The sequence below is a fragment of the Ilumatobacter fluminis genome (assembly GCF_004364865.1).
Lineage (GTDB): Bacteria > Actinomycetota > Acidimicrobiia > Acidimicrobiales > Ilumatobacteraceae > Ilumatobacter > Ilumatobacter fluminis.
On record NZ_SOAU01000001.1, the window covers coordinates 3,445,734 to 3,469,995 of the forward strand.

17 protein-coding genes are annotated in these 24,262 nt (G+C 67.4%); 7 read left to right on the forward strand and 10 right to left on the reverse strand.

Features of this window, described 5'->3' with window-relative positions; all coding sequences use genetic code 11:
* Positions 1–89: 89 nt before the first annotated feature.
* The 4 genes from moeB to BDK89_RS15625 form a co-directional block, all read right to left on the reverse strand.
* Positions 90–1,253: a molybdopterin-synthase adenylyltransferase MoeB gene (gene moeB / locus BDK89_RS15610; protein WP_133869835.1), complete on the reverse strand. Its 1,164-nt coding sequence runs from the start codon at positions 1,251–1,253 to the stop codon at positions 90–92.
* A 90-nt stretch (positions 1,254–1,343) separates the two neighbouring features.
* Positions 1,344–4,310, reverse strand: a complete 2,967-nt coding sequence (locus BDK89_RS15615) for a right-handed parallel beta-helix repeat-containing protein (protein WP_166657617.1) — start codon at positions 4,308–4,310, stop codon at positions 1,344–1,346.
* A 100-nt stretch (positions 4,311–4,410) separates the two neighbouring features.
* Positions 4,411–7,332 carry a TIGR03032 family protein gene (locus BDK89_RS15620; protein ID WP_133869837.1) on the reverse strand — a complete coding sequence of 974 codons (2,922 nt, stop codon included), beginning with the start codon at positions 7,330–7,332 and terminating at the stop codon, positions 4,411–4,413.
* A gap of 67 nt (positions 7,333–7,399) precedes the next feature.
* A complete protein-coding gene (locus BDK89_RS15625; RefSeq protein WP_133869838.1) occupies positions 7,400–8,152 on the reverse strand; it encodes an SIR2 family NAD-dependent protein deacylase in 753 nt (250 codons plus the stop codon).
* Positions 8,153–8,548: 396 nt separating this feature from the next.
* Here BDK89_RS15625 and BDK89_RS21840 point away from each other — a divergent pair, with 396 nt between their 5' ends.
* Positions 8,549–8,920 carry a hypothetical protein gene (locus tag BDK89_RS21840; RefSeq protein WP_166657261.1) on the forward strand — a complete coding sequence of 124 codons (372 nt, stop codon included), beginning with the start codon at positions 8,549–8,551 and terminating at the stop codon, positions 8,918–8,920.
* 33 nt (positions 8,921–8,953) lie between these two features.
* Here the strand turns inward: BDK89_RS21840 and BDK89_RS15635 are convergent, their stop codons facing one another.
* Positions 8,954–10,414, reverse strand: a complete 1,461-nt coding sequence (locus BDK89_RS15635) for a leucyl aminopeptidase (RefSeq protein ID WP_243839187.1) — start codon at positions 10,412–10,414, stop codon at positions 8,954–8,956.
* Positions 10,415–10,618: 204 nt separating this feature from the next.
* Between BDK89_RS15635 and BDK89_RS15640 the strand changes: the two genes are divergently transcribed.
* From BDK89_RS15640 to BDK89_RS15660, 5 genes are all read left to right on the forward strand, one after another.
* A complete protein-coding gene (locus BDK89_RS15640; RefSeq protein ID WP_133869841.1) occupies positions 10,619–11,797 on the forward strand; it encodes an amino acid ABC transporter substrate-binding protein in 1,179 nt (392 codons plus the stop codon).
* A gap of 152 nt (positions 11,798–11,949) precedes the next feature.
* Complete coding sequence (locus BDK89_RS15645; protein WP_243839256.1) at positions 11,950–13,260, forward strand: ABC transporter permease subunit; 1,311 nt, start codon at positions 11,950–11,952, stop codon at positions 13,258–13,260.
* A gap of 1 nt (position 13,261) precedes the next feature.
* On the forward strand, positions 13,262–14,701 hold the full coding sequence (locus tag BDK89_RS15650) for an amino acid ABC transporter permease (protein WP_133869843.1): 1,440 nt from the start codon (positions 13,262–13,264) through the stop codon (positions 14,699–14,701).
* A 23-nt stretch (positions 14,702–14,724) separates the two neighbouring features.
* Positions 14,725–15,507 (forward strand): amino acid ABC transporter ATP-binding protein, encoded by a 783-nt coding sequence (locus BDK89_RS15655; RefSeq protein ID WP_341785683.1) that lies wholly within the window; start codon positions 14,725–14,727, stop codon positions 15,505–15,507.
* A 4-nt stretch (positions 15,508–15,511) separates the two neighbouring features.
* Positions 15,512–16,150 carry a nucleoside deaminase gene (locus BDK89_RS15660; RefSeq protein ID WP_133869844.1) on the forward strand — a complete coding sequence of 213 codons (639 nt, stop codon included), beginning with the start codon at positions 15,512–15,514 and terminating at the stop codon, positions 16,148–16,150.
* A 48-nt stretch (positions 16,151–16,198) separates the two neighbouring features.
* Here the strand turns inward: BDK89_RS15660 and BDK89_RS15665 are convergent, their stop codons facing one another.
* From BDK89_RS15665 to BDK89_RS15685, 5 genes are all read right to left on the reverse strand, one after another.
* Complete coding sequence (locus tag BDK89_RS15665; RefSeq protein ID WP_133869845.1) at positions 16,199–17,041, reverse strand: hotdog family protein; 843 nt, start codon at positions 17,039–17,041, stop codon at positions 16,199–16,201.
* A 97-nt stretch (positions 17,042–17,138) separates the two neighbouring features.
* Complete coding sequence (locus BDK89_RS15670; protein ID WP_133869846.1) at positions 17,139–18,956, reverse strand: ABC transporter permease subunit; 1,818 nt, start codon at positions 18,954–18,956, stop codon at positions 17,139–17,141.
* Positions 18,956–19,921: a carbohydrate ABC transporter permease gene (locus BDK89_RS15675; RefSeq protein WP_133869847.1), complete on the reverse strand. Its 966-nt coding sequence runs from the start codon at positions 19,919–19,921 to the stop codon at positions 18,956–18,958. The genes BDK89_RS15670 and BDK89_RS15675 overlap by 1 nt, the downstream gene beginning before the upstream one ends.
* Positions 19,922–19,959: 38 nt before the next feature.
* Positions 19,960–21,531, reverse strand: a complete 1,572-nt coding sequence (locus BDK89_RS15680) for an ABC transporter substrate-binding protein (RefSeq protein ID WP_133869848.1) — start codon at positions 21,529–21,531, stop codon at positions 19,960–19,962.
* Between the two features lie 99 nt (positions 21,532–21,630).
* The gene (locus BDK89_RS15685) at positions 21,631–22,632 is read right to left on the reverse strand and encodes a LacI family DNA-binding transcriptional regulator (protein ID WP_166657619.1); all 1,002 of its coding nucleotides are present in this window, start codon (positions 22,630–22,632) and stop codon (positions 21,631–21,633) included.
* A 246-nt stretch (positions 22,633–22,878) separates the two neighbouring features.
* Between BDK89_RS15685 and BDK89_RS15690 the strand changes: the two genes are divergently transcribed.
* Entirely contained in the window at positions 22,879–24,228 is a 1,350-nt protein-coding gene (locus BDK89_RS15690) for a GH1 family beta-glucosidase (protein ID WP_133869850.1), read from the forward strand.
* The last annotated feature ends 34 nt before the right edge of the window (positions 24,229–24,262 follow it).

Genomic DNA, 24,262 nt, shown 5'->3' on the forward strand with positions numbered 1-24,262 from the left:
ATGATCCTTCATGTTCGCGTCCGTGCCGTGACGCGTCAAGCACCGAGGGTGAACCAGCGGGATGGGCGTCGAGGCGCCGGGGTGGGCGGTCAGTGGGCGAGGCCGGGGGCGCAGAGGCCCTCGAGCTCTTGCACGATGATGCGGTCTCGATTGTCCCAGGTGACCTCGTTGGAGGGGTCGGCCTTGAGGTTGAAGACCCGGAACTCCATCTCGGTCGTGTCGACCGACAGGATGCGACCGATCAGCGGATCGCCGAGGTCGAGGATGACCTTGATGGTCTCGAGGGCCTGGATCGACCCGACGATGCCGGGCAATACGCCCAGCACGCCGGCCTCCGCGCAGCTCGGCGCGAGTTCGGCCGGGGGCGGCTCGGGCACCATGTCGCGGTAGGTCGGGCCGGCCTTCGGGTGGAACACGCTGACCATGCCTTCGAACCGGAAGATCGAGCCGTGGACGACCGGGATGCCGAGCTTCACCGAGGCATCGTTGAGCAGGTAGCGGCTCGGGAAGTTGTCGGCGCCGTCGACGATCACGTCGTAGCCCTCGATGATGTCCATGATGTTGGTCGCATCGAGGCGGGTGTCGTAGGTGACGACGTTGACGTCGGGGTTCAGCATCGTCAGGGTCTGCTTGGCCGAGTCGACCTTGCGGTGACCGATGCGGTCGACGTTGTGCAGGATCTGACGCTGCAGGTTCGAGGCGTCGACGTCGTCCATGTCGACGATGCCGATCGTGCCGACGCCGGCGGCCGCGAGGTACATCGCGGCGGGCGAACCGAGTCCGCCGGCTCCGAGCATGAGCACCTTGGCGTCGAGCAGCTTGGCCTGACCTTCGACGCCCACCTCGGGGAGCAGGAGATGCCGCTTGTAGCGATTCATCTGCTCGGGGTTCAGCGAGACGGGCGCCTTCCACGGACGGCCCTCGTCCTTCCAACGACCGAAGCCACCGTCCATCGACTCGACGACGTCGTAGCCGAGCTCGTTCATCGTCTTGGCGGCGAACGCCGAACGAACCCCACCGGCGCAGTAGACGACCACCGGCGTGGTCTTGTCGGGGATCCGACTCTCGATCTGGGCCTCGAGGTGCCCGCGGGGAATGTGGATGGCGCCGGCGAGGGCACCCTCCTGGTATTCGTCGGGCTCACGGACGTCGAGCACGGTGTAGCCGTCGGCGATGTGCTGCGCTGCGGTGTCGGTCGAGATCTCGGTGATCTCGGACTTCGCTGCGGTCAGCAGGTCTCGAAAGGTTGCCATAGACCCGAAAACCTACCAACCCGGTCGGGTATTCCCGACCGGGTTGGTCACGGTTCGATCCGGACGGTCCGTCGGACCGTCCGAACGGGGTCAGCTCTGGCGCTTGGCCGTCCGACGAACGCCGGCGCCGAGGGCGATCAAGCCCGCTCCGACGGCGGCGATCAGGCCGTTCGTCGAGTCGCTGCCGGTGGGCGGCAGCGTGGCGGCGAGCACCTCGACCTCGAAGGTCTCGGTCGCCGTCGCATCCCCGTCGCTGACGGTGATCGTGATCGTCGCCGTCCCCAGGGCCGGACCGGCCGTCAACTCGATGACCCGTTCGACGACGGTCGCCTCGAAGAAGGCCTCCGAGTCGCCCCCACCGGGCCCGGTGGTCAGGTTCGTGAAGAGGCCGGGCTGGTCGGACTCGACGGTGATCACGAACTCTGCGTCGTCATCGGGGTCGGTGACGGTGAACGGGATCGTGAGCGAACCACCGGGGTTGGTGACCACGTTCGCCAGCGGCGAGATCGACGGGCCGCCGCCGGGCGTCGAGTCCGGCACGGTCGTCGTCGTGGTGGTCGTGGTCGTCGTGGTGGTGGTCGTCGTGGTGGTCGGGTTCGGGTCGTCCTGGAACTCGACGGCACCGATGTCGATCGTGCGCACGACGCGAGTGGCGCCGCGCTGGTCTTCGACGAACTCGGCCGGCTCGTCGCCGCCGGCGTCGATCGCCGGCGAACCGACCACCGGTTCGCGCGTCTCGGTCTCGCCACCGTTGTCCTGCAGCGGCCCGAGTTCGGGATCGTCGGCGAACACGAGGTTGGTACCGATGACGTCGGTCTGCTCGACGGTCGGCAGGATCGAGTTGCGCACGTCGAGGCTCGACTCGTACAGCTCGAACGCACGGGCCGCACCGTTGCCGGCGATGATCGACCGGTTCACCGTCACCTCGGCGTACTCGGCGTCGATCGCTTCGCCGTCGGACAGTGTGTTGCCCGACAGGGTGCTCTGGGTCACCTCGAGCGAGGCGTAGGCCACGTCGATCAGCGCCGTCACGTCGTTCGACGCGATCGTCGTCTGGCGGATGGCGAGTGCGGACTCGTAGCCGTCGATCAGCTCGTCACCGCCCGTGTTGCCGGAGATGGTGGAGTCGGTGATGACGAGCTCCGACTCGTACACGTTGATGACGTCATCGCCCGACTCGTTGTCGACGATCGAGGTGTCGTGCACGTCGACGAACGAGCCCTGTGCCTGGATCGCTCCGTCGTCGTAGAGCGCCGTGTTGCCCGAGATCGTCGACCCGTGGATCAACGCCGAACCGTAGAACACATTCACGCCGGCACCCTCGAACGCAACATTGTCGGCGACCGAGCTGTTCTCGATCACGATGTCGACCTGACCGGCGAGCACGCCACCGCCCATCCAGAAACCACGGCGCGGCCCGGACTCGGCCCCGGCGCGGTTGCCGGAGATCACCGAATCGACGATGTGCAGGTCGGGTTGCCCCTCGACGACGATCTGTTCGATCTGCTCTCGTGGATCCTCTCGACGGCGGAAGTCGTCGATCATCACACCGGCGCCGAGTCCCGACACGTTGCCGGCGATCGTGGAACCCGAGATCTCGGCGTCGAGGTACGAGTTGTTGGAGAAACGGACGCCACCTCCGGCGCCGCCGACGGTGTCGTACGGAGCCTCCTCGACCACGATGTCCTCGGTCATCCCGACCGGGCCGTACAAGATCGGCCCATACGAGATGCGCACCGTCTCGTTGTTCGACACGGTCGAACCACTGATGTCGACCGACAGGTAGTCGTTGTTGCGGATCGAGACGCCGGCGCCGTTGTTGGCCGTGTTCTCGGTGACCGTGGACTCGACGAGTTCGAACGAGCTCTCGTAGCCGCGCTCGACCAGGATGCCGCCACCGGAACCGCCGAAGTCGTACGGGCTGGCGTACCCGGGCCCCTCGTAGAATTCGGGGCGACCTTCCATCTGCGCCGTGTTGCCGCTGATCGTGGACGCCCGGATGATCAGGCTCGAGTCGTCGAGGCCTTGGGCGTGGACGCCACCGCCGTTGCCGGCCTCGTTGTCGGTGATCGTCACGCCCTGCAGGGTGACGGTCGACTCGTAGACGTCGTTCAGCTCGATGCCACCGCCGGGGCCGGCGTAGCCAGGGCCGATCAGGAACGGCTCGGGCTGGTACGGCTCGTCGTATGCCGACATCGTGGAGTTGCCCGTGATCACGGTGTCCGTGATGGTCATCGTGGTGTCGTAGAGCTCGTCGACGGCGATGCCGGCGCCCGACCCGGCGCGGTTTCGGGCGATGTACGAATTCGAGATCGACACGGGTGCGTAGATCTCGTCGAGCAGGATCCCGCCGCCCGACGCGAGCACGCGGTTGTCGACGATGTCGGTGTCGTCGATGACGACGGGCAGGTCCATCTCGTCGGCGTACACACCGCCGCCGATGAACCCCGTGTTGCCACTGATCGTGCTGTTGCGGATGATCATGCCGCCGCTCGACGTGTCGAGCGTTGCCATGTTGTCGGCTCGCCGAACGCGGACGCCGCCGTCACCGTTGTCGGAGACCGTGCCGGCGTCGAGGACGAACGAACCACCCGAGGCGCGAACGCCGACGCCGTCGTTGCCGGTGATCACGACGTCGGTCAAGCGGAGATCGGTCTCGTAGGCCAGGATGCCGGAGCCGTCGGCACCGCTGATCGTCAGGCCCGACACCGACCCGACGAGCGGCTGTCCGTATTGGCCGAAGTAGAGCGCCGTGGCGGGCGACGAGATCGTGATCGCGTCGGTGCCCGGTCCGATGATCGCGAGATCGTCGGTGATCCGAAGTGTGCCGTAGAGGTTGATCGCTCCACTCAGCCCGTCGGCGAAGGTGATCGAGTCTGCGCCCGCTGCGGCGTTCGCGTCCGTGACCGCTTGGTGCAAGCTGCCTGCGCCGACCGCATCGAGGGTGGTCACCTCGAACGAGGCCGCCGAGACCGGTTGACCGTTGACGACGATCGAGCCGCCCATCACGGTGACCGTGGCCGCCGCTCCGACGCGCGCCAGAGCGCGTGCATCCATCCGCTGTGTCATGTGTTTCCTTCCGCTGATGTGGTGTGCGCCCAGCCGCACGAGGTCGATATCGGTGTTGTGCTGGGAGAACTTGAGGCGAAACTCCTGGTCAGCCCGCTGAGGCCAGCGCTTGAGTCGGGACGACGAACGAGCGGACGTGCTGTTCGGCGTCGAGATCGACGAGGTGGGCGTGACCGTCGCCGGTGATTACCTGGAGGTCGAACACCTCCTGGACGAGGCCGTCGAACCGGACGAACCCGACCGTCGCCGCCGTCTCGAGATCGACGATCCACAACCCCGAGTGGCGGGGCTCGGTGCTCTGGGTGAGCGGTAGCCCGGCGAACACCGATTCGCGCACCTGCGACAATCCGATCAGGGCGTAGCGGCCGATGAACTCCATCCCGCGGGTGAAGCCGGGCAAGGTGGTGACGACCTCGGCGTCGCCGGTGTCGGGGTCGATCCGGCTGAGCGACCCCTTGCCCGACTCGAGCACCCACAGCTGGTCACGGTGCCAGCGGGGCGAGTGCGGCATGCAGAGGCCTCGGGTCATGATCTCGTCGGCGTCCACGTCGATGATCAGCCCACCGAACGCCTTGGTGTCGCGCCAGCCCTGCGCCTGGTCGGACTCGCTGAACGCCGTCACGTAGCGGGGGCGGCCGTCGCGCAGCGCCATGCCGTTGAGATGGCAGCGATCGTCGGCACTCAGGCCGGTCACGAACGGAGGTCGCCAGCGCGGCACGAAGCTGTGATCGGCGTCGAGGGTGGCGAGACACGAGAACTTGGTCGCCACGATCCACAATTCGCCGTCGGCGTCGTACTCCATCTCGTGGATCGAGATGTCGCCGGTCACGTGTCGCTGCCGCAGCACGTACGCCGACGAGTAGGCGCCTGCCGGTTCGATCTTCGCGGCGACCGCCGGCTGATCGCGGTACGTCCACACCTCGTTGGCGGTGCCGACCGCCAGGTGACCGCCGGGTTTGGCCGCCATCCCCATCGGGCGCGGCATCGCAGTGAAGTGGGTGTTGAGCACGCCGTCCATCGACCGCAGCGTGATCATCCGGCCGCTCTGGTACGTCGACAACAGCACGTTGGCGTTCGCCTTGGCGAGCAACTCCGGCACGGTGCCGGTGTGCACGCTCGCCAACGGGTGCTTCCCGCCGGCGGTCGGGGCGGGGCGCTTCGGCCGCGACGTCGCCGCTGGGGCCGTCCCGGCCGCCGTCGACGCAACGGCGGCGGCACGTTCGGCCGTCGCCTTGAGCCGCGGAAGCACCTCGTTCAACTCGGTCGAGTTCATGCGCCACTTGTCGGGGTTCGGCGGCGTGAGCGTGTGGCGGGAGAGCGGCAACGGGTCGGCGAGGTCGTGTTCCCACGACAGATCGACGGCGGCACAAATCCGCTCGATCTCGGGCAACGGATCGGCGACGAGTCGGTCGTAGCCGGCGACGGTCCACCGTCCCGGAGCGACTCGTTCCAGGTCGTCGAGGATCTTGTTGGTGGTGTACTCCCATTGGGCGGCGCACACCTCCTGGACCGACTTGCCGACGAGGTCCTGCCACCCGGGCGTCAGGAGCAGCGACCACGGCAGCCCGGTCCAACCCGGCAGCTCGGGATAGGTGACGAAGCCGCCCGAGCGCCACGCGTCGATCATCGAACTGATCTCGTCGCGCGGGCCACGTGACAGGAACACGTAGCGGGCATCGGGGAACACCGTGTCGAGGAACTCGATCCGCAGCGCGTTCTTCGGGGTCTTCTCGAGGAACCGGAGGCCGGTCGCGTTCATCGGCGGCGGCTGACCGTTGCGGTCGACGAGCCGCTCGAACCAGGCGTCTCGGAGTGCGGCAACGACCGCGTCGGTCGCATCGGCGGCCGACAGCTCGTTCGAGTGCCAGTCGTGGTGGTCGGGTCGGAGCGCCGGGAACTGTTCGATCAGCTGATGGCTCTCGCCGCCGATCGAGAACACGTCGGGCGAATTGCCGAGCGTCTCGAAGAGCAGGGTGCTGCCCGCCCGTGGGGGCGACACGATGATGACGGGTCGGTCGAATCGCGGGTCGGCGGCGCGGACCGGCGACGTCTTCGGTTCGAGTGGCGCCGGTTCGCTGACGACGACCCGAGATGCTGCGGGGTCGGGTGCGTCGGTGAGCGCCGAGCGTGCAAGCCACGACATCGCGAGCGATGCGGCCGAGGCACCGTTGTACGGCAGTCGGGCATCCGGCAAGCCGCCGAGTTCCGTGGCGAACCGGTCGACCTCCCGGCGGTAGCCGGCGGCATGTGGTGACGGGCCATGGAGCGCCCAGAGTGTCTTCCACGCGTCGAGGAACCCGGTGCATGCCGACCGGAGCGAGGCGGCTGCGTCGCCGTCGGGCAGCAACTCGAACAGATCCTCGGCGATCGCCTGCTGCTGACCGGGCGGCATCACATCGGGCAGGTTGGTCTGCTCGGGCAACACGACCGGTCGGCGACTCGGGTCGAACGGCACCTCGATCGGATCAGCACCGGAGCGGATCTGCTCCCACAGCTGCGGCGTGCCGACGGTGTCGACCACGAGGTGCACGCGGCTCTGTTCGCCAGGGTTCACCACGTTGTGGATGGCCAGGGTGTCGAAGACCCACGACTCACCGGCGGCCATGTGGGTGCTCGCCGAACCCGACACGAACGTCACGTCGGGTGTCGTGATGATCGGCACGTGGATCCGCACGCGATCCTTCCAGTACAGGTGGGCATCGAAGTGAGGGGTCGCCTCTCCCCCGGCGTCGATGCGCATCAGCCGCGTTCGACCGACCGGGACGCCGAACGCCGCGACCACCTGGGCGAGGTACGGGCTCTGATCGAGCCACGGCGTCGGGGCCTGGACCCCACCGATCGTGTCGTCGGTCGGGTCGCCACCGGTCGACACGAGCAGCACCGCTGAGTTGCCGACATGGCCGGTCGGGTGGCCTCGCCACGCCTCGTCCGGCAGGGCGTCGACGTCGGCGCGGAGGCGTTCGGCGTCGAACTGATACGGCAGTCGGATGAACGGGCGGGTGAGCTGCATGCAGCCCGGGAACCTAGTGAGACATGCCCCTCGGCCGGGGGATCGTCACGAGAACGTCAAGTTGGTGTTATTTCGTACGTCGTACGAGGTCGGGGAGGATGTCGGCGATCTGGCCGATCAGCAGGTGGTCGGCGTGGCGGTCCATCTCGGTCGGCTGACCGTTGAGGATGATCACGGTCGATCCGGTCCGCTTCGCCGTCGGCACACAGTTGGCTGCCGGGTACACGCTCAGCGTCGACCCGATGGCCAGCATGAGATCGCACTCCTCGCTCACCCGCAGGGCGCGGTCGATCACCTCGGGGACGAGCGACTGTCCGAAGCTGATCGTGTCCGACTTCAAGATGCCGCCACAGACGAGGCACGGCGGATCGGCCTCACCGGCCCGCACACGATCGAGCGATTCGCTCATCGGGCGCCGGTCGTTGCAGTTCCAGCATCGGGTGAATCGGACGGTGCCGTGCACCTCGATCACGTTCTCGGGGTCGTGCCCCGCCGCCTGGTGCAGCCCGTCGACGTTCTGGGTCACCACGGCGTGCAAGCGGCCGCGCCGCTCGAGCTCGTAGACGCACTCGTGCCCGAGGTTCGGTTCGGCCGTCCAGACCTGGGCGTCGAGCCGGTTCAGCCATGCCGCTCGCCTGACCTCGGGGTCGTCGAGGTAGTGGCTGATGTGCGAGGCCTTCTCGGCGGCGGGGTTCTTCGTCCAGATCCCCTTCGGCCCGCGGAAGTCGGGGATGCCGGAGTCGGTCGAGATCCCGGCGCCGGTGAGCACCACGATCCGCTCGGCGTCGGCAATCGCCTGTGCAGCAGCCTCCACGTTCATCCGATCAGTGTGCCGTCTCCGAGCCGATCCGCCGAACCGGGGCGACGTCCCCATGGGTCCGGTTTCCGCAACGGCGGTCCCGTCACCTTCCTGTGGGCACCGGCTTCCCTCCGGACGACCTCGCTCCTGGAGACCGTTTTGGACACCACACCGTCAACACCTACACCGCCAACGCCCGCACCGTCGACACCCACACCGCCAACGCCCACTGCGTCGACACCCACTGCGTCGACACCCACACCGCCGACACCCACACCGTCGAACGGCGCCGGGACGCCGCACGCTCGGATTCGGCCCTGGGCCGATCCGGTCGTCGACGCCAACGGGCACGACCCGCGCAGTGCGTATGCCGAGCGCTACTGGCTCAGCGTCATCGGACCCACCGCCACCTTGATCATGCGCCGTCTCGCCGACGAGTTCGACCGCGACCCCGATGGGTTCGTGATCGACCTCGCCCACACGGCGACCACGATGGGCCTGTCGTACACCAAGGGAGCGAACTCGCCGTTCGGCAAGGCGCTCCACCGTTGCGTCATGTTCGGACTCGCCCAGCCGACGCCCGACGGGTTCGTCGTCCGTCGCAGACTGCCGAACGTCGCGCAGCGGCATCTCAGCCGCCTTCCCGACGACGTACAACGCGCCCACTACGAGTGGACCCGCCGCACGATCCAGCTCGATCGCCGTCGGATCGAGCAGCGCCTCGTCGAACTGGGCGTGCCGCCCACGGCCGCCGCCCGCGCGAGCGAGGCGGCCGCCCTGGCGAGCTGACGACCGGCGAGCGGGCGGCGAGCGAGCGGCTCGTCAGGCCGGTTCGAAGCCGCAGGCGAAGTCGACCAGCAGGCGCGTGCCGAACCCGACCGCACCCTTCGACTTCCACCCGGCGTCGCCCTCGGCGTTCATCGGACCGGCGATGTCGAGATGCGCCCACGGCACGTCGCCGACGAACTCCGACAGGAAGATCGCCGCCGTCGTGGCCCCGGCGTACGGGCCGCCGATGTTGCGCATATCGGCCACGACCGAGTCGAGCAGCTTGCGGTACTTGTCGCGCGCCAGCGGCATCTGCCACAGCGGTTCGTCGGTCGTGTCGGCCGACGCGATCAACGCGTCGACGACCGGCTGCGACGAACCGATGACCGCGGCGTACTCGGTGCCGAGCGCTGCCATGGCCGAGCCGGTGAGGGTCGCGATGTCGACGATCACGTCGGGTTCGGACTCGGCGGCGAGCGACAGCCCGTCGGCGAGGATGAGGCGGCCCTCGGCGTCGGTGTTCTGCACCTCGACCGTCTTGCCGTTGCGAATGGTGAGCACGTCACCGAGCTTGAGCGCCGAGCCCGACGGCATGTTGTCGGTGCACATGAGCCACGCGGTGACCCGGTTGCGGCAGCCGAGGTCGCGCAGCGCCGTCATCGTCGAGAGGACCGCAGCCGCACCCGACATGTCCATCTTCATGAGGGCGTGCATGGGGTTGCTCGGCTTGATGCTGATACCGCCGGAGTCGTACATGACGCCCTTGCCGACGAGTGCGACGTCGGCCTTGGGGCGGCGCGGGGTGTAGGTGAGCTTGACCATGCGCGGCGGCTCGGTGGAGCCGGCGTTCACGCCGAGGATGCCGCCACAACCGAGCACCGTCAGCTGGTCCTTGTCGAACACCTCGACGTCGAAGCCGTACTCGGCGCCGAGCTCGACCGCCTGGGCGGCGATGTCGCGAGCGTTCAACAGGTTCGGCGGCGTGTTCGCGAGCTCGCGGGCGAGCCGGGCGGCCCTCGACGTGGCGATGCCGGCGGTCACGCCCTCCTTCGCCTGCTTCGACGCCTTGGCCGGCATCACCAGCGTCGCATCGGTGAGCGGGTTCGCGATCGACGCATCGTTCTTCGAACCGACGTAGCGGTAACTCGCGAGCAGGACGCCCTCGGTGACCGCCTGCGCCGCCGCGGCGACGCTCACGTCGTCGGCCGCCACCATCGGCAGCGTCGTGGCGAGTGAGGCGCGCTTGCCGCACGCTCGGGTGAGCGCGGCGGCCGCGTCGCGGAGTTCGTTCGCGCTCAGGCCGTCACCAGCGCCGACGGCAACCATCGTCGCGCCCTTCGACGAGGGCACGGCGAGCACCTGGCCGGCAGCGCCGGTGAACCCGTTCGCCTCGAGCGCCGAGCGCGAAAGACCGAGCTGGCGAGGCACCGTGCCGGACGACCGGACCGGGACGCCGACGACCTCGGCAGACGTAGGGACAGAGCTCGCAACCGCTACTGCGGCGTGGTTCGTCATGCCCGCCATGATGCCGGATTCCGCGGGCGGCGACCACACAGGGTCTTGACAAGCACGCAACACGTGACTGCTAGTGTCGCTTGAACGCTTTGTACAACTGTGGCGTCGCGATGGTTCCCGATCGATGTGCGACTCCCGGTTCTGCAGCGTGGACATGGGGGCACGACCACGCGTGCGCCCGCACACACCTACATGGGAGGACAGATGACCCGAACGGTCACGACCAAGCGCTGGAAGTTCGCAGCCGGCCTGGCAGCGGTTGCACTCGTTGCCGGAGCCTGCGGAGGCGACGACGACGATGCCGATGACGGCGACGACGACGTCGCCACCGACGACAGCGCCGCCGACAGCGACGACAGCAGCGACGACAGCGGTGACGACTCGACCGACGACACGGTCGAGGTCACCCAGGACGGCAGCGTGCTCGCTGCGGTCCAGGACCGCGGCACGCTCGTGTGCGGCGGCAACAACGGCCTCGCGGGCTTCGGCTCGATCGACGCCGCGACCGGTGAAGCGTCCGGTTTCGACATCGACTTCTGTCGTGCACTCGCCGCCGCGGTGCTCGGCGATTCCGAAGCGATCGAGATCAAGGCACTCGAGGCAGCCGAGCGATTCCCGACGCTGCAGTCGGGCGAGATCGACGTGCTGATCCGCAACACCACCCGCACCGCCAGCCGCGACGGCGCCGAGCAGGCCACGTTCCTGCACACGACGTTCTACGACGGCCAGGGCTTCATGGTGCCCGCCGACACCGGCTTCACCACCCTCGAAGACCTCGCCGGAGCGACCGTCTGCGTGCAGACCGGTACCACGACCCTCACCAACCTGAACGCCGTGTCGACCGACCGTGGTCTCAACATGACGGCGCTCGAGTTCGAGTCGAACGACCAGCTGAACCCGGCCTTCCAGGCCGGCCAGTGCGAGGCCTGGACCTCCGACGCGTCGCAGCTCGCCTCGTTCGCCGCCGGCATGGAGATGGAGACGACGATCCTCCCCGAGATCATCTCGAAGGAGCCACTCGGCCCCGCAGTCGCCGACGGTGACAGCCAGTGGGCGCAGGTCGTCGACTGGGCGACCATGGCCACCATCCAGGCGTGGGAGTACGGCATCGACTCGACCAACGTCGACGACTTCCTCACCAGCGAGGACTCGAACATCCTGACGTTCCTCGGCCAGCCCGTCACCGACGCGGACGGCAACGAGGCGGTCAAGGACCTCGGCCTCGGCCTGCCCAACGACTTCGCCTATCAGGTGATCAAGCAGGTCGGCAACTACCAGGAGATCTTCGAGGCCAACCTGGCCCCGATCGGTCTCACGCTGGAGGGCAGCCCGAACGATCTGTGGACCAACGGTGGTCTGCAGTACGTGCCGCCGTTCCGCTGATCGGACACTGATGTGTGTCGGGCCCACCCGGGCCCGACACACCTGAACGGGAGGGCCCGGCCGGTCGACCGGCCGGGCCCTCGTCGGACCGAGGCGCGAGTCGACGCGCCGCGAAGGGGATGGACGATGGGGAAACGAGGACCGGAATCGTGATGCTCGCGATCGATGCCACCACGCTGGTGATGAGCCTGCTCTGGCTCCTGGGCGCTGGCGTGGCCGCCACACTCGGCTACGTCATCTACCGGCTGGGCAACCAGATCTGGGCGATGATCCGCCAACGCCGCTACGACAAGGCCAACGGCCAGCTCGCGCCGCCGTGGCGCGACACCAAGGTCATCGCCGTCGTCGCCCAGATCGCGTTCGCGATCGTCGTCGTCGCCGTCGGCTGGTTCCTGTGGGGCAACTTCACCACCCGCACCGACCGGATCGGCCTCGAACTCAACTTCGACTTCCTCGACCAACCCGCCGGCATCACCATTGCCGACAACCCGCTCTCACCTGCCGACACGGTGTCGGAAGCCCTCGTCGCGGGCTTCATGAACACGATCCGGGCGATCATCGTCGGCATCCCGCTCTCGGTGTTGCTCGGCACCCTGATCGGCATCGCCCGCCTCTCGACCAACTGGCTGCTCAGCAAGGCAGCGACCGCCTACGTCGAGTTCTTCCGCAACATCCCGCCACTCGTCGTCATCATCTTCGTGTGGTCGGGCGTCTACCTCACCTCGTTCCCGAGAGCCACCGAATCGTGGCGACCGCTCGGTGGCTGGCTCGTGCTGAACAACGCCCGATTCGGTTTCCCGTCGGTCGTCGGCCTCGACAACTTCGTGGCATTCCGTTGGATCATCCTGATCGCCCTCGTCGCCGCCGTCGTCGTCGGCGTGTGGCGCACGAACGTCCACGTCAAGACCGGCGCCGCCCACCACCGCATCCTGTGGGGGCTCGGCACGTTCCTCGCGATCGCCGTGGTCGCCTACGTCGTGCTGGGCGGGCCGGCCGACTTCTCCAAGCCGCTCCTCAGCGAGAACGGTCGTGAGTTCTCCGGCGGCATCTGGATGCAGATGCCGTACGCCGCACTCGTGTCGGGTCTCGTGCTCTACACCGCCAGCCACATCGCCGAGATCGTGCGCGGCAGCATCCAGGCCGTCGACAAGGGGCAGGTCGAGGCCTCCGAGGCGCTCGCGCTGTCGAGCTTCCAGCGTTACCGGTTCGTGATCCTGCCGCAGGCGATGCGCATCGCGTTCCCGCCCTTGATCAACCAGTTCCTGAACTTCTCGAAGAACACCTCGCTGGCGCTCGCGATCGGCTTCGCCGAGACCACGTCGATCATCCAGAACCTGAACGGGCAGTCGCTCCCGGCACCGCAGCTCACCTTGTTGCTCATGCTGATGTACCTGCTGCTCTCGCTGATCCTGTCGCTGATCGGCAACCTCATCAACCGTCGACTCCAGATCGTGGGGCGCTGACATGGCTGATCAGTTCGTCGAAACACACATGGGTGGAGAAGATCCGCAGGTCCCCTTCGACGACCACCCATCGGTCCCGCACCTGCCGCCGGGTGAGTGGGTCAAGAAGAACCTCTTCAACTCGAAGCTGAACTCGGTCATCACGGTCGTGTTCGGTCTGATCGTGCTCTGGGTCGCCTACTTCTCGATCACCTGGCTGATCGACGCCGACTTCACGATCATCCGCGACACGTTGCGCGTGTTCATGATCGGCAGCTTCCCCGACGACGAGTTGTGGCGTCTGTGGGTGCAGGGGTATCTGCTCATGTTCGCGATCGGGTTCGCGAGCGGGGCGCGTGCACGTACCAGCTTCGAACAGGCCAGGCTCCAGGGCGTCGGCGTGGAGCCGCAGTCGCTCCTCGGGTTGCTGCGACGGTTCTGGCCGATCATCCTCGCCCTGGTCGTGTTCGCCTCGTTCGCGAAGACGATCTCCCCGATGATCCTGGTGGTCACCTCGGTCGCCACGGCGATCGTCGCCCGGTACGTCGGTTGGGCGTCGCCCGCCGCCGTCCGGCTCCGGTCGGGCTACGTCGCCGCCCTGCTCGTGATCGCGTCGATGCTGGTGGTCGCCGGCACCTCGAAGTTCGGTGGCGTGGTCGTCGGCCTGGTCCTGTTCTCCTGGGCCTTCACCGAGTTCCGCCGCGGCGACCCGTCCACCTCCGGCGCCCAGGAGGCCGTGCGCTGGATCATCCCGATCGTCATCGGTGTGGCGGCCTACTTCGCGATCGCCTCGATCGGCTTCGAGGGGTTCGGCTGGAAGGATTGGGGCGGCCTCTACGTCAACGTGTTCACGGCGGTGATCGGCATCGTGCTCGGTCTGCCGCTCGGCATCCTGCTCGCACTCGGGCGGCGCTCCGATCTGCCGGTCGTCAAGACCACGTCGGTGCTGTTCATCGAGTTCGTGCGTGGCGTGCCGCTGCTGTCGCTGCTGATCTTCTCGATCGTCTTCCTGCCGTTCTTCCTCCCGCCGTCGTGGGAGACACCGGCGGCGCTCACGCTCGCGATCGTCGTGATCGCTGGCTTCTCCGCCGCCTACATCGCCGAGATCGTGCGAGGCGGCCTCCAGGCCGTGGCGAAGGGCCAGACCGAGGCGGCGCAGGCGCTCGGCCTCGCCCCCGGGCCGATGCAGCGCTTCATCGTGCTGCCGCAGGCGCTGCGTGCCGTCATCCCGGCGATGGTCGGCCAGTTCATCTCCCTCTTCAAGGACACCTCGCTGCTGTTCGCCGCCGGCGTCCTCGAGTTCCTCGGCGCATCGACGATCGCCAACAACCAGCCCCAGTTCCTGGGGCGTGGCCTCGCCCCCGTCACGCTGCTGTTCGTGGCGTTCGGGTTCTGGGCCTTCTCGTACAACATGTCCCGTGAGAGCCGCCTCCTCGAGAAGCGACTCGACACCAGCCGCTGAGATCCGGATCAGGAGCAACACCCATGAGTCCCACCACGGTCAACACCGATGCCACCGAGATCACCGGCGGCACCGGGCAGGTGATGATCGAAGTCGAGAAGATGCACAAGTTCTTCGGCGACTTCCACGCACTGAAAGACATCGACCTCAAGGTCGGCCAGCAGGAAGTGGTCGTCGTCATCGGCCCGTCGGGTTCGGGCAAGTCGACGCTCATCCGGTGCATCAACCGGCTCGAGCGCCACGACCGCGGCAAGATCGTCGTCGACGGCATCGAGCTCTCCGACGACGTGCGCAACATCCAGGAGATCCGACGCGAGACCGGCATGGTCTTCCAGTCGTTCAACCTGTTCCCGCACCTCACGGTGATGGAGAACATCACGCTGGCACCGCGCAACGTTCGCAAGATCCCGAAGGCCGAGGCCGACGCCACGGCGATGGAGCTGCTCGAGCGGGTGAAGATCCCGCAGCAGGCCAACAAGTACCCGGGACAGATGTCGGGTGGCCAGCAGCAGCGTGTGGCGATCGCCCGCACCCTGGCGATGAAGCCGAAGGTCGTCCTGTTCGACGAGCCGACGTCGGCACTCGACCCCGAGATGGTGAAAGAGGTCCTCGACACCATGAAGGACCTCGCCAACGACGGCATGACGATGATCTGTGTGACGCACGAGATGGGCTTCGCCCGCGAGGTCGCCGACCGCGTCGTGTTCATGGCCGACGGCGAGATCGTCGAGGTCGGCAGCCCCGAGCACTTCTTCACCGACCCCCAAGAAGAACGCACCAAGCTCTTCCTCAGCCAGATCCTCTGACCCGATGATCGCCGGCCTCGAGCAGCCGTGGCGGGTGGCGTTCGAGGAGGCGTGGGCGTCGTGGGTCGCCGGCAACTTCGGGATCGGCGCCGCCGTCGTCGACCCGGCCGACGGCTCGATCGTGTCGTCCGGCCGAAACCGGGTCGCGCAGACGGAACGGGAGCCCGGTCTGCTGTCGGGCAACATGACGGCGCACGCCGAGATGAACGCGTTTGCTGCGCTCGACCGCTTCAACGCCGAGGGTCTGCACGTCTACACCACCCTCGAGCCGTGCATCATGTGCATCTCGACATCGATGCTGCTCAAGGTCGCCCACGTCCACTTCGCCGCCGGTGACGAGTTCTACGAGGGCCTCGATGACCTCTGGGGTGGCCACGCCCTGACCCGAGAGCGCCTGCCGGCCGCCACCGGGCCGTTCACCGGCGAGCACGCCCGGCTGGCGGCGTTCGCCCGGTTCCTGCCGATGTCGTTCACGCTGCGGCACTTCCCCGGCCGCACCGCCGATCAGCGGGCGCGTACCGAACATCCGGAACTGGCGGCGCTGATCGACGAACTGCTGGCGGACGGTTCGATCGACGACCTCCGCACGATCGACACGGTCGACACCGCCCTCGCCACCCTCTGGCCACGCCTCCCGCGCTGACCCCTGGCCGAATGCGTGAACAAACTGCGGAATGATTCCGCAGTTTGTTCACGCCTTGGTCGGGTGGGTGGGGGTGGTGAGGTGGACTTCGGCGACGATGCAGCGCAGGTCGTCCTGGCCTTCGTCGATGACCTCGACCATGGCGAACGTCGAGCCGTCGTCGCGTGCGTGCGCCGTCGGGACGGCACGGAACGGACCGACCGTGGCCGGTGCGAGGTAACGCAGCAGCGCTCCCCCGGGTTGCGACGACTCGCCCGCGGCACCGACGGCGGCTTCGGTCACCAGATCGAAGGCGACACCGCCGTGCAGCCCACCGAAGCCGTTGCGGCTCGCGCCGCTGAGCGACATCCGACAGGTCGTGCCGCCGGGCTCGCGCTCGATGCCGATGATGTCGTGGAGTCGGCCGTCGAGGCGGCACTCACCGTCGAACGCCGACATGAACCTCTTGCGCCACGCCTCGCGATCGCCGTCGTGCATCGCCGCCGCCATCTCGGGTGACGGCTTCATCGTCACGATCTGTTGGGTGCTCTCGGCGACACGGACCCCGGCGTCGTCGAGGATCTCGAGGTGCACGATCGTCGTCCGCTTGCCCGAACGCAACGCCGTCGCGGTGGCGAAGAGTCGCTCGCCCGTCGGCCGGGCGATTCGGTTGATGCTGATGTCGGCATGCAGGAACGGGCCCATGTCGACCGCCTGCGACGAGGCCATGTCACAGAACACGCCGAGCACCCCGAAGTCGACATGGCCGTCGTCCTCCAGCACCATCGGCGACACATGGAGGTGCAACCGGTTGCCGCACGGCCCGTCGGGGTCGGGGGCGTGCAGACCGATCTTGTTGATCACGTGATCGGCCATCGGGTTCCGTGGCGCGTCGGCCGGCTGCTCGGTCATCGGACGATTGTCCACGATCGCTGCGGCGCGCGCCCAACCGGCGGGTACTCCGGGGATGGCGGGTCGAGGGGGAGATCCGCCATCCCCGAGAGGCCGGTTACTTCACCGAGCCCGACAGGTCGATCCCCTTGAGGAAGATCTTCTGCAGGCCGAGGAAGACCAGGATCGGCACCAACATGCCCAACAAGGCGCCCGCCTGGATGAGCGGGATGTTGGCGTCGTAGAGGCCGAGGAACTGGTACAGACCGATCGAGATCGGCTGCAGGTCGGGCCGTGCGGCGAGGTAGAGCAAGGGCTCGAGGAAGTCGTTCCAGGCGAAGAAGAAGTGGAACAGCGCCACGGCGAGCAACGCACCCTTCGCCTGCGGCAGGATCACCGTCAGGAGGGTGCGCAGCGGCCCGGCACCGTCGATCGCCGCCGCCTCGTCGAGGTCGCGCGGGATCGTCAGGAAGAACTGCCGCAGCAGGAAGACGTTGTACGCGTTCGCGAAGAAGTGCGGGATGATCAGGGGCCACCACGTGCCGATCCAGCCGAGCCGGTCGAACACGATGTAGGTCGGCACCAGGGTGACGAACCGCGGCAGGATGATCGTCGCGATCAGCGACAGCATGATTAGCCCCTTGAACGGCATCCGGAATCGCGACAGGCCGTAGGCGACGAGCGTCGACGACATGATCGTGCCCGCCATGCCGAGACCGGCGATGATCGCCGTGTTCCGGAGCTTGGTGCCGAAGTCCATCGCACGCCACGCGTCGGGGTAGTTCTTGAGCGTCGGGTCGAACTCGAGGACCGGATCGATGGTCTGGATGCGGCCCTCCCACACGATCGGCTCGGCGTCGACGTCGTCGGGATCGACGAACACGCTCGACTCGGCGCCGCGTTCGAGCAGGGCGAGTTGCACCGTGCCGTCGTCGGTCGGGACCTCGTACAACTCGAGCTGGCGGACCTCGACGTTGAAGGTCTCGTCGAGCGTCGTCGCGAGGGCGGCGTCGCCGGTGTCGACCGCCTCGGGCGCCTGCACGGCAGGGTCGAGGAAGGCGGACGGGTCGCCGTCGAGCGAGATGATGCCGACACCGTTCAGGCTCCCGTCGGCGGCCGGCACCGTGTACAGCACGGCCTCGTCGAGCGAGATCCCGAGCTGTTCCTCGACGACCGGGCCGAGGCCTTCGTAGGTGAAGTCCCAGTCGACGCGTGTCGGCAACTGGTCGACCGGCACGAGGGCGTTGATCGCGGCACCCGGGCGCAACAGCGCGAGCGACGGATTGCCCCCGTCGGGGTCGGGCATCGCGAACAGGGCGACCTGGTCGATGGCGTAGCCCGACTCGACGAGTGCGGCATCGAGTGACTCGGTCGAGCCGTCGAACTCGAGCGGTTCGGGTGCTGCGGCGCCGCTGATGAGCACCGCCGCGTCCTGGCCCGGCATGAGCAGGCTGACGCCCGATCCCGAGCGACCGGTCGTGCCGGCCGAGTAGACCGTCACGTCGGCCGGATCGGCGCCCGCTGCTTCGAGTTCGGCGAGGAACGTGTCCCAGCTGCCGTCCCAGTCGAAGACCTCGGCGTCGGCGCCACCGGCTCCTTCGGGGAGCAGGGTGATCGCCTGGAGCTCGCCGTCGGGTCCGGTGATGCGAACCAGGTCGAACTGGGCGTCGGCGTACTCGGCGGTGACCGCCGACTTCGGCAGGATCGTGCCCTGGGCGATCTGCGACTCGGTCTTGAGCGAGGTCACGAACATGTAGCCGAACGGCAACAGGAACAGCACAACGATGCCCATCGTGAACATCGTCAGCAGCGATCCCCAGAGGAAGCGCTTGCTGCGGCCGTCGAGCTCGCTGTACGTCGTGGTCGGTTCCTTGCCCAGGTTCGGCAGCTTCCGCTGCTTCTGCTCGGCGGTGGGGGGATCGGAGGTGACGGTCATCAGCGCTCCTCGTACTCGTAGTGCACCCAGTACTTCGCCGACCAGAACAGCAGCAGGGTGAGCGAGAAGACGACGATGAACATCGCCCAGGCGAGCGCCGCGCCGTATCCCATCCGGAAGTTGACGAAGGTCTCGTTGTAGAAGTGCATCGTGTAGAAGAGTGCGATGTTGTCGACGCCGCCGTTGCGATCGGTGAGCGCGAACGGCACGAGGAAGTACTGACCGAGGCCGACCAGCAGGATCACGATGTTGTAGAAGGTGATCGGCGAGATCATCGGCCAGGTGACGTCACGGAACAGGCGCCATGTGCCGGCGCCGTCGATGCTGGCCGCCTCGTAGAGATCACGCGGCACGCCGTTGAGCGATGCGATGAAGATGATCATCGCGTTGCCGATGCCCCACAGCCCGATGTAGGCGAGGGTCGGCATGATCCAGGCGGACGACCGGAGGTAGTCGGGCGAGTCGACGCCGAACCAGCCGAGGAACTTCGCCCACCAACCCGACTGCGGGTTGAGGTAGAAGCGCCAGACGATCACGGCGGCGATGAACGGCACCATGGAGGGGAGGTAGAACAGGACGCGGAAGAAGCCGCGCCCCCAGAGGTGCTTCGCGGTGAGCAGGTAGGCCAGGGCCAATGGCACGAAGATGCCGAGCGGGACGGCGAAGCACGCGAACTTGAGGGTGACCCACAAACCGTGCGAGACACGGGGGTCGTCGAACATCCGCTTCCAGTTGTCGAGGCCGACGAACTCGGTCGGCTCGGTGGAGGCGAGGGTGTAGTTCGTGAAGCTGAGCACGAACGAGGCGACGATCGGGATCAGGAAGAAGGCGAAGAGGCCGATGATCCAGGGCGAGACGAAGAACAGCCCCCACCGCCGCTCGCGGCGAGCGATGGAGCCGCGTTCGCCCCGGAGGGAGGAGGAGCCGTGATCCGACTCCTCCCCCCCAGTGAATACTGCTGTCATGTGTCAGTCCGGGTCGTAGGTGGTGTTGATGGTCCGGGTCAGCCTTCGGCTGCGGCCCAGATCTCGTTGAGTTGGGCCTCGATCTCGGCGGCACGTGCGTCGACGTCGAGCGTCGGGTCACCGCTGATCTCGCCTTCCAACTCCTCGATCAGGGTCAACGACTCGAGGTAGGCCGGCATGTACGACTCGTGGCTCGGCACGTCGGGGTACTGACCGCCCGCGACGATGACGTCCCACGTCACGCCCTGGTCGAACGTGGCGTCCAGATTCGCGAAGTAGTCGGCCTGGATGTCGGGACGGGCCGGCATGGCGCCGTAGATGGTGAGCAGGTCGAGCGCGATGTCGTCCTGGAAGTAGGTCAGCACCGCGAACGCCTCGTCGGGGTTCTCCGTGTCCTTGTGGATCCGGAAGATGTCGGCGTGCAGCTTCGACACGACGTTGCCCTCGTAGCTCGGCACGATCGCCAGATCCCAGAACTTCGCGGCGTTGCCGTCACCGTCGAACAGGCAGCACGTGTACCACTGGTGCGTGTTCGCCATGGCGACCTTGCCCGAGTTGAACGCGTTACCGGCGAGGAGGTCGGAGTCGATCTCGGTCTGGTCCGGGACGAAGCCCGACTCGTGCTTGGCGGCGTGGTACCAGTTCCACTCCTCGACCCACTGCTCGGGGATCGCTGCGGTGCCGTCCTCCTGGAGGATCTTGCCGGCGCCGAAGAAGGTGCCCTGCGCCATCGGCGGCTCGGTCCACTGGTGGATGTAACCCCACTGGACCGTGTCGTCCTTGTCGAAGCCCTCCTCGGTGGCGTTGAGGCCGGCCGAGTCGATGGTCATGAGCTTGCCGATCTCTTCGACCTTGGCCCAATCCCAGGTGCCTTCGTACTCGGTGCCCTCGCCGTAGACGGCGGTGCCGTCGGGGCCGTACTCCTGGGGCGGGTACGGCAGGCCGGCGGCGTCGAACAGCTCGGTGTTGAAGAACATCGCCGACGGGTACGACGCGAACGGCAGGCCGCGAAGCGCACCGTCGTCGTCGACCCACGCCTCGACCTGGGCGGTCGGGTAGATCGACAGGTCGTACCCGGTCGACTCGATCAGCGGATCGAGATCGAGGTACTGGCCGGCGAAGGAGTTCGACCCCTCGCGGCCGACCGGGCCGATGATGTCGGGGGCGTTGCCCGCTGCGATCTGGGTCGCCAGCGTCTGGGCGGCCGTCTCGTTGGGCACGAACTCGACCTCGATCTGGATGTCGTCGTGGGTCGAGTTGAAGTCGTCGACCAGCGCTTGCTGGCGGTCGATCTGCTCGTCCTGCGAGCCGGTACCGAGACCGACGAACCACCGAACGGTGGTGGCGTCACTCGCCGGTTCCTCGGCGGGTTCCTCGGCGGCGGTGTCGGCCGGTTCCTCGGCGGGTTCTTCGGCCGGTTCTTCGGCCTCTTCGGCCGGTTCCTCGGCGGGTTCTTCGGCCGGTTCTTCGGCCTCCTCCGCTGGTTCCTCGGCGGGTTCTTCGGCGTCCGACGAATCGTCGTCGCCGCCGCACGCGGCGGCGACCAACGCCAGGCTGAGCACGACGGCGCCGACTCGGGCACCGCGTGAGGTACGCGTCCTGCGTAGCATGGTGGATGTTCTCCTTCTGATGGGCTGTAGACAGGCTTGAAGTCGTGGGAACGGCTGGGGTCCGACTCGTCCTCGGGCTCCAGCGCGCATGGGTGGCGGTCAGGGTCGGGTCGTCGAACCTCCTTGCACCAGTGGCGGCACGATCGAGACCGAGGTCAGTCCGGCCTCGCCGTGCACGAGCTTGTTGAGGAGTTCGACCGCAGTGCGTCCGATCTCGTCGAAGGGTTGGATGACACTCGTGATCGTCGGTTCGATGACCTCGTCGAACGCCGTCCCGTCGAAACCGACGACGAGCACGTCGTCGGGCACCCGGAATCCCGACCGGGCGCCGCTGAGGATCGCACCGACGGCCATCTCGTCGTTCGAGGCGAAGATCCCGTCGACCCCCTTCTCGAACAGCTCGGCACCCGCCGGCAGACCGGATGCACGACTGAACCGGCCGTGGGCGATGAGGGCCTCGTCGACCGGACGACCGGCCCGGTCGTGGGCGAGGCGATAGCCGTCGAGACGGGCGCGAGCGTCGGCACGGTCGAGCGGGCCGGCGATGCAGCCGACGCGCTCGCAGCCCTGCTCGAACAGGTGCGTCACGGCGCCGGCGGCCGACTCGGTGTTCTCGACATCGACGCTCAACACGTCGTCACGGGTGGGGTGGGTGCCGATCAGGACGGTCGGCAGGACGGAGTCGAAGAGCTCGTCGACCCACTGCTTGTCGGCGGCGACCGAGCTGATGAGCAAGCCGTCGATGAGGCCGTCGCGCAGGATGTGGTTGACCGTATCGCCGGGTTCTTCTGCGGCGAGGTGGAGCATCATGCCGAGGTCGAGTTGCGAGGCAGCTCGTCCGACCGCGTGTGTCATGGCGGCGCCGTAGGGGTCGACCCGCAGGTCGTCGGACGGGATCACGAGCCCGATGACCGACGAGCGACCGGATGCGAGGTTCTTCGCTGCCCGGTTCGGGCGAAAGCCGAGGTGGTCGGCGATCCGGTTGACCCGTTCACGGACGTCGCTGCGGACGCCGGGACGGTCGTTGAGTGCACGCGACGCCGCCGATCGGGACACCCCGCTCAGTCGTGCGACATCGTCGAGCGTGACCTTCTGTTCCACGCAACCTCCCCCCGAGATCTTCGCTTGCCGTATCGTTGCACGGGCAGGTCGTCGGGACCCACTCGCAATGTTTCCGACAGGTTGCCGCCCGAAGAACGACCCTTGAACTGGAAACGCTTCCATGTTACGGTTCGGTTCGTTCGCCTGTCAATACAGACCGTTGATCTGTGCTCTGACCAGGGCAAATGCCGATCCGATGTGACCGATGACCTGAAGGAACCTCATCCTGTGACTGCTGTTGCTCCCATGACTGAAAGCGCTTCCACAACGCCTGCATCGCGCGCGTTCCCCACCGATTTCGTGTGGGGAGCAGCGACGTCGTCGTTCCAGATCGAGGGGGCGTCGGACGCCGACGGCAAGAGCGAGAGCATCTGGGATCGTTTCTGCGCGACACCGGGCACGATCATCGACGGCACCGACGGCACCCGCGCCTGTGACCATTACAACCGGGTCGCCGACGACGTCGCGCTGATGGTCGATCTCGGACTCACGGCCTACCGCTTCTCGATCGCGTGGCCGCGCGTCGTCCCGGGCGGCACGGGCGAGGTCAACGCCGCCGGACTCGACTTCTACGACCGTCTCGTCGACGAGCTGCTCGCGGCCGGGATCACGCCATATCCGACGCTCTACCACTGGGACCTGCCCCAGGTCCTGCAAGACCAGGGCGGGTGGACGAACCGGGCGACCGCCGAGGCGTTCGCCGACTACGCGGCCGCCACCGTCCGTCGGCTCGGCGACCGAGTGACCCGCTGGACGACGGTGAACGAACCGTACGTGATCGCCAACCTCGGCTACCTGACCGGGGAGCACGCACCCGGCCACCGAGACCTGGACGAGGCACTCGCCGCGAGCCACCACGTCCTGCTCGCACACGGCATGGCACTCCGGGCCATCAAGGAGATCGAGCCCTCGCACGAGGTCGGCGTCGTGATCAACTTCACGCCGGTCACCCCGGTCGGCGATTCGCCGTTCGCACGCGAACGCCAGCAGATCGTGAACGAGTTCGAGAACCGCTGGTACTCCGACCCCATCGCCGGGCGCGGCTACCCGGCCTTCGCCACCGAACGGCTCGGCTGGGATCAGGCCGAGGTGCTGCCGGGCGATCTCGATCTCATCGCCCAACCGGTCGACTTCTTCGGGATCAACTTCTACACCCGCAAGTTCGTGGCGGCGATCGACGGCGAGCGGGGCGACCGAGGCGACGAGACGGCCATGGGGTGGGAGATCCACCCGCCTGCCCTCGGCGACCTGCTGCGCTTCCTCGACGACGAGTACGACTTCCCGAAGCTCCTCATCACCGAGAACGGCGCGGCGATGCCCGACACCGAACGAGACGCAGACGGCCGTGTGGCCGACCACGATCGCATCGCCTACCTCCGTGGCCACCTCGAGCAGGTGGCCGGCGCCATCGAGCAGGGCGTCCCGATCGAGGGCTACTTCGCCTGGTCGCTGCTCGACAACTTCGAGTGGGCGTGGGGCTACGGCCCCAAGTTCGGGATCGTCGAAGTCGACCCCGACAGCCTCGAACGGCGCCCCAAGCGCAGCGCGCTCTGGTACGCCGACCTCATCCGATCCGGCTCACTGCCCACCGACTGAGCACCGGACCGAACACCGAACACCTGGGGGACAC

Bases quoted from the DNA above. Each gene is read 5' to 3' on its own strand.
- BDK89_RS15665 (WP_133869845.1), bottom strand. From the start codon at position 17,041: ATGACCGAGCAGCCGGCCGACGCGCCACGGAACCCGATGGCCGATCAC.
- BDK89_RS15690 (WP_133869850.1), top strand. From the start codon at position 22,879: ATGACTGAAAGCGCTTCCACAACGCCTGCATCGCGCGCGTTCCCCACC.
- BDK89_RS15655 (WP_341785683.1), top strand. From the start codon at position 14,725: ATGAGTCCCACCACGGTCAACACCGATGCCACCGAGATCACCGGCGGC.
- BDK89_RS21840 (WP_166657261.1), top strand. From the start codon at position 8,549: ATGCGCCGTCTCGCCGACGAGTTCGACCGCGACCCCGATGGGTTCGTG.
- BDK89_RS15635 (WP_243839187.1), bottom strand. From the start codon at position 10,414: ATGACGAACCACGCCGCAGTAGCGGTTGCGAGCTCTGTCCCTACGTCT.
- BDK89_RS15680 (WP_133869848.1), bottom strand. From the start codon at position 21,531: ATGCTACGCAGGACGCGTACCTCACGCGGTGCCCGAGTCGGCGCCGTC.
- BDK89_RS15670 (WP_133869846.1), bottom strand. From the start codon at position 18,956: ATGACCGTCACCTCCGATCCCCCCACCGCCGAGCAGAAGCAGCGGAAG.
- BDK89_RS15650 (WP_133869843.1), top strand. From the start codon at position 13,262: ATGGCTGATCAGTTCGTCGAAACACACATGGGTGGAGAAGATCCGCAG.
- BDK89_RS15675 (WP_133869847.1), bottom strand. From the start codon at position 19,921: ATGACAGCAGTATTCACTGGGGGGGAGGAGTCGGATCACGGCTCCTCC.
- BDK89_RS15660 (WP_133869844.1), top strand. From the start codon at position 15,512: ATGATCGCCGGCCTCGAGCAGCCGTGGCGGGTGGCGTTCGAGGAGGCG.
- BDK89_RS15640 (WP_133869841.1), top strand. From the start codon at position 10,619: ATGACCCGAACGGTCACGACCAAGCGCTGGAAGTTCGCAGCCGGCCTG.
- moeB (WP_133869835.1), bottom strand. From the start codon at position 1,253: ATGGCAACCTTTCGAGACCTGCTGACCGCAGCGAAGTCCGAGATCACC.
- BDK89_RS15625 (WP_133869838.1), bottom strand. From the start codon at position 8,152: ATGAACGTGGAGGCTGCTGCACAGGCGATTGCCGACGCCGAGCGGATC.
- BDK89_RS15620 (WP_133869837.1), bottom strand. From the start codon at position 7,332: ATGCAGCTCACCCGCCCGTTCATCCGACTGCCGTATCAGTTCGACGCC.
- BDK89_RS15645 (WP_243839256.1), top strand. From the start codon at position 11,950: ATGCTCGCGATCGATGCCACCACGCTGGTGATGAGCCTGCTCTGGCTC.
- BDK89_RS15615 (WP_166657617.1), bottom strand. From the start codon at position 4,310: ATGGATGCACGCGCTCTGGCGCGCGTCGGAGCGGCGGCCACGGTCACC.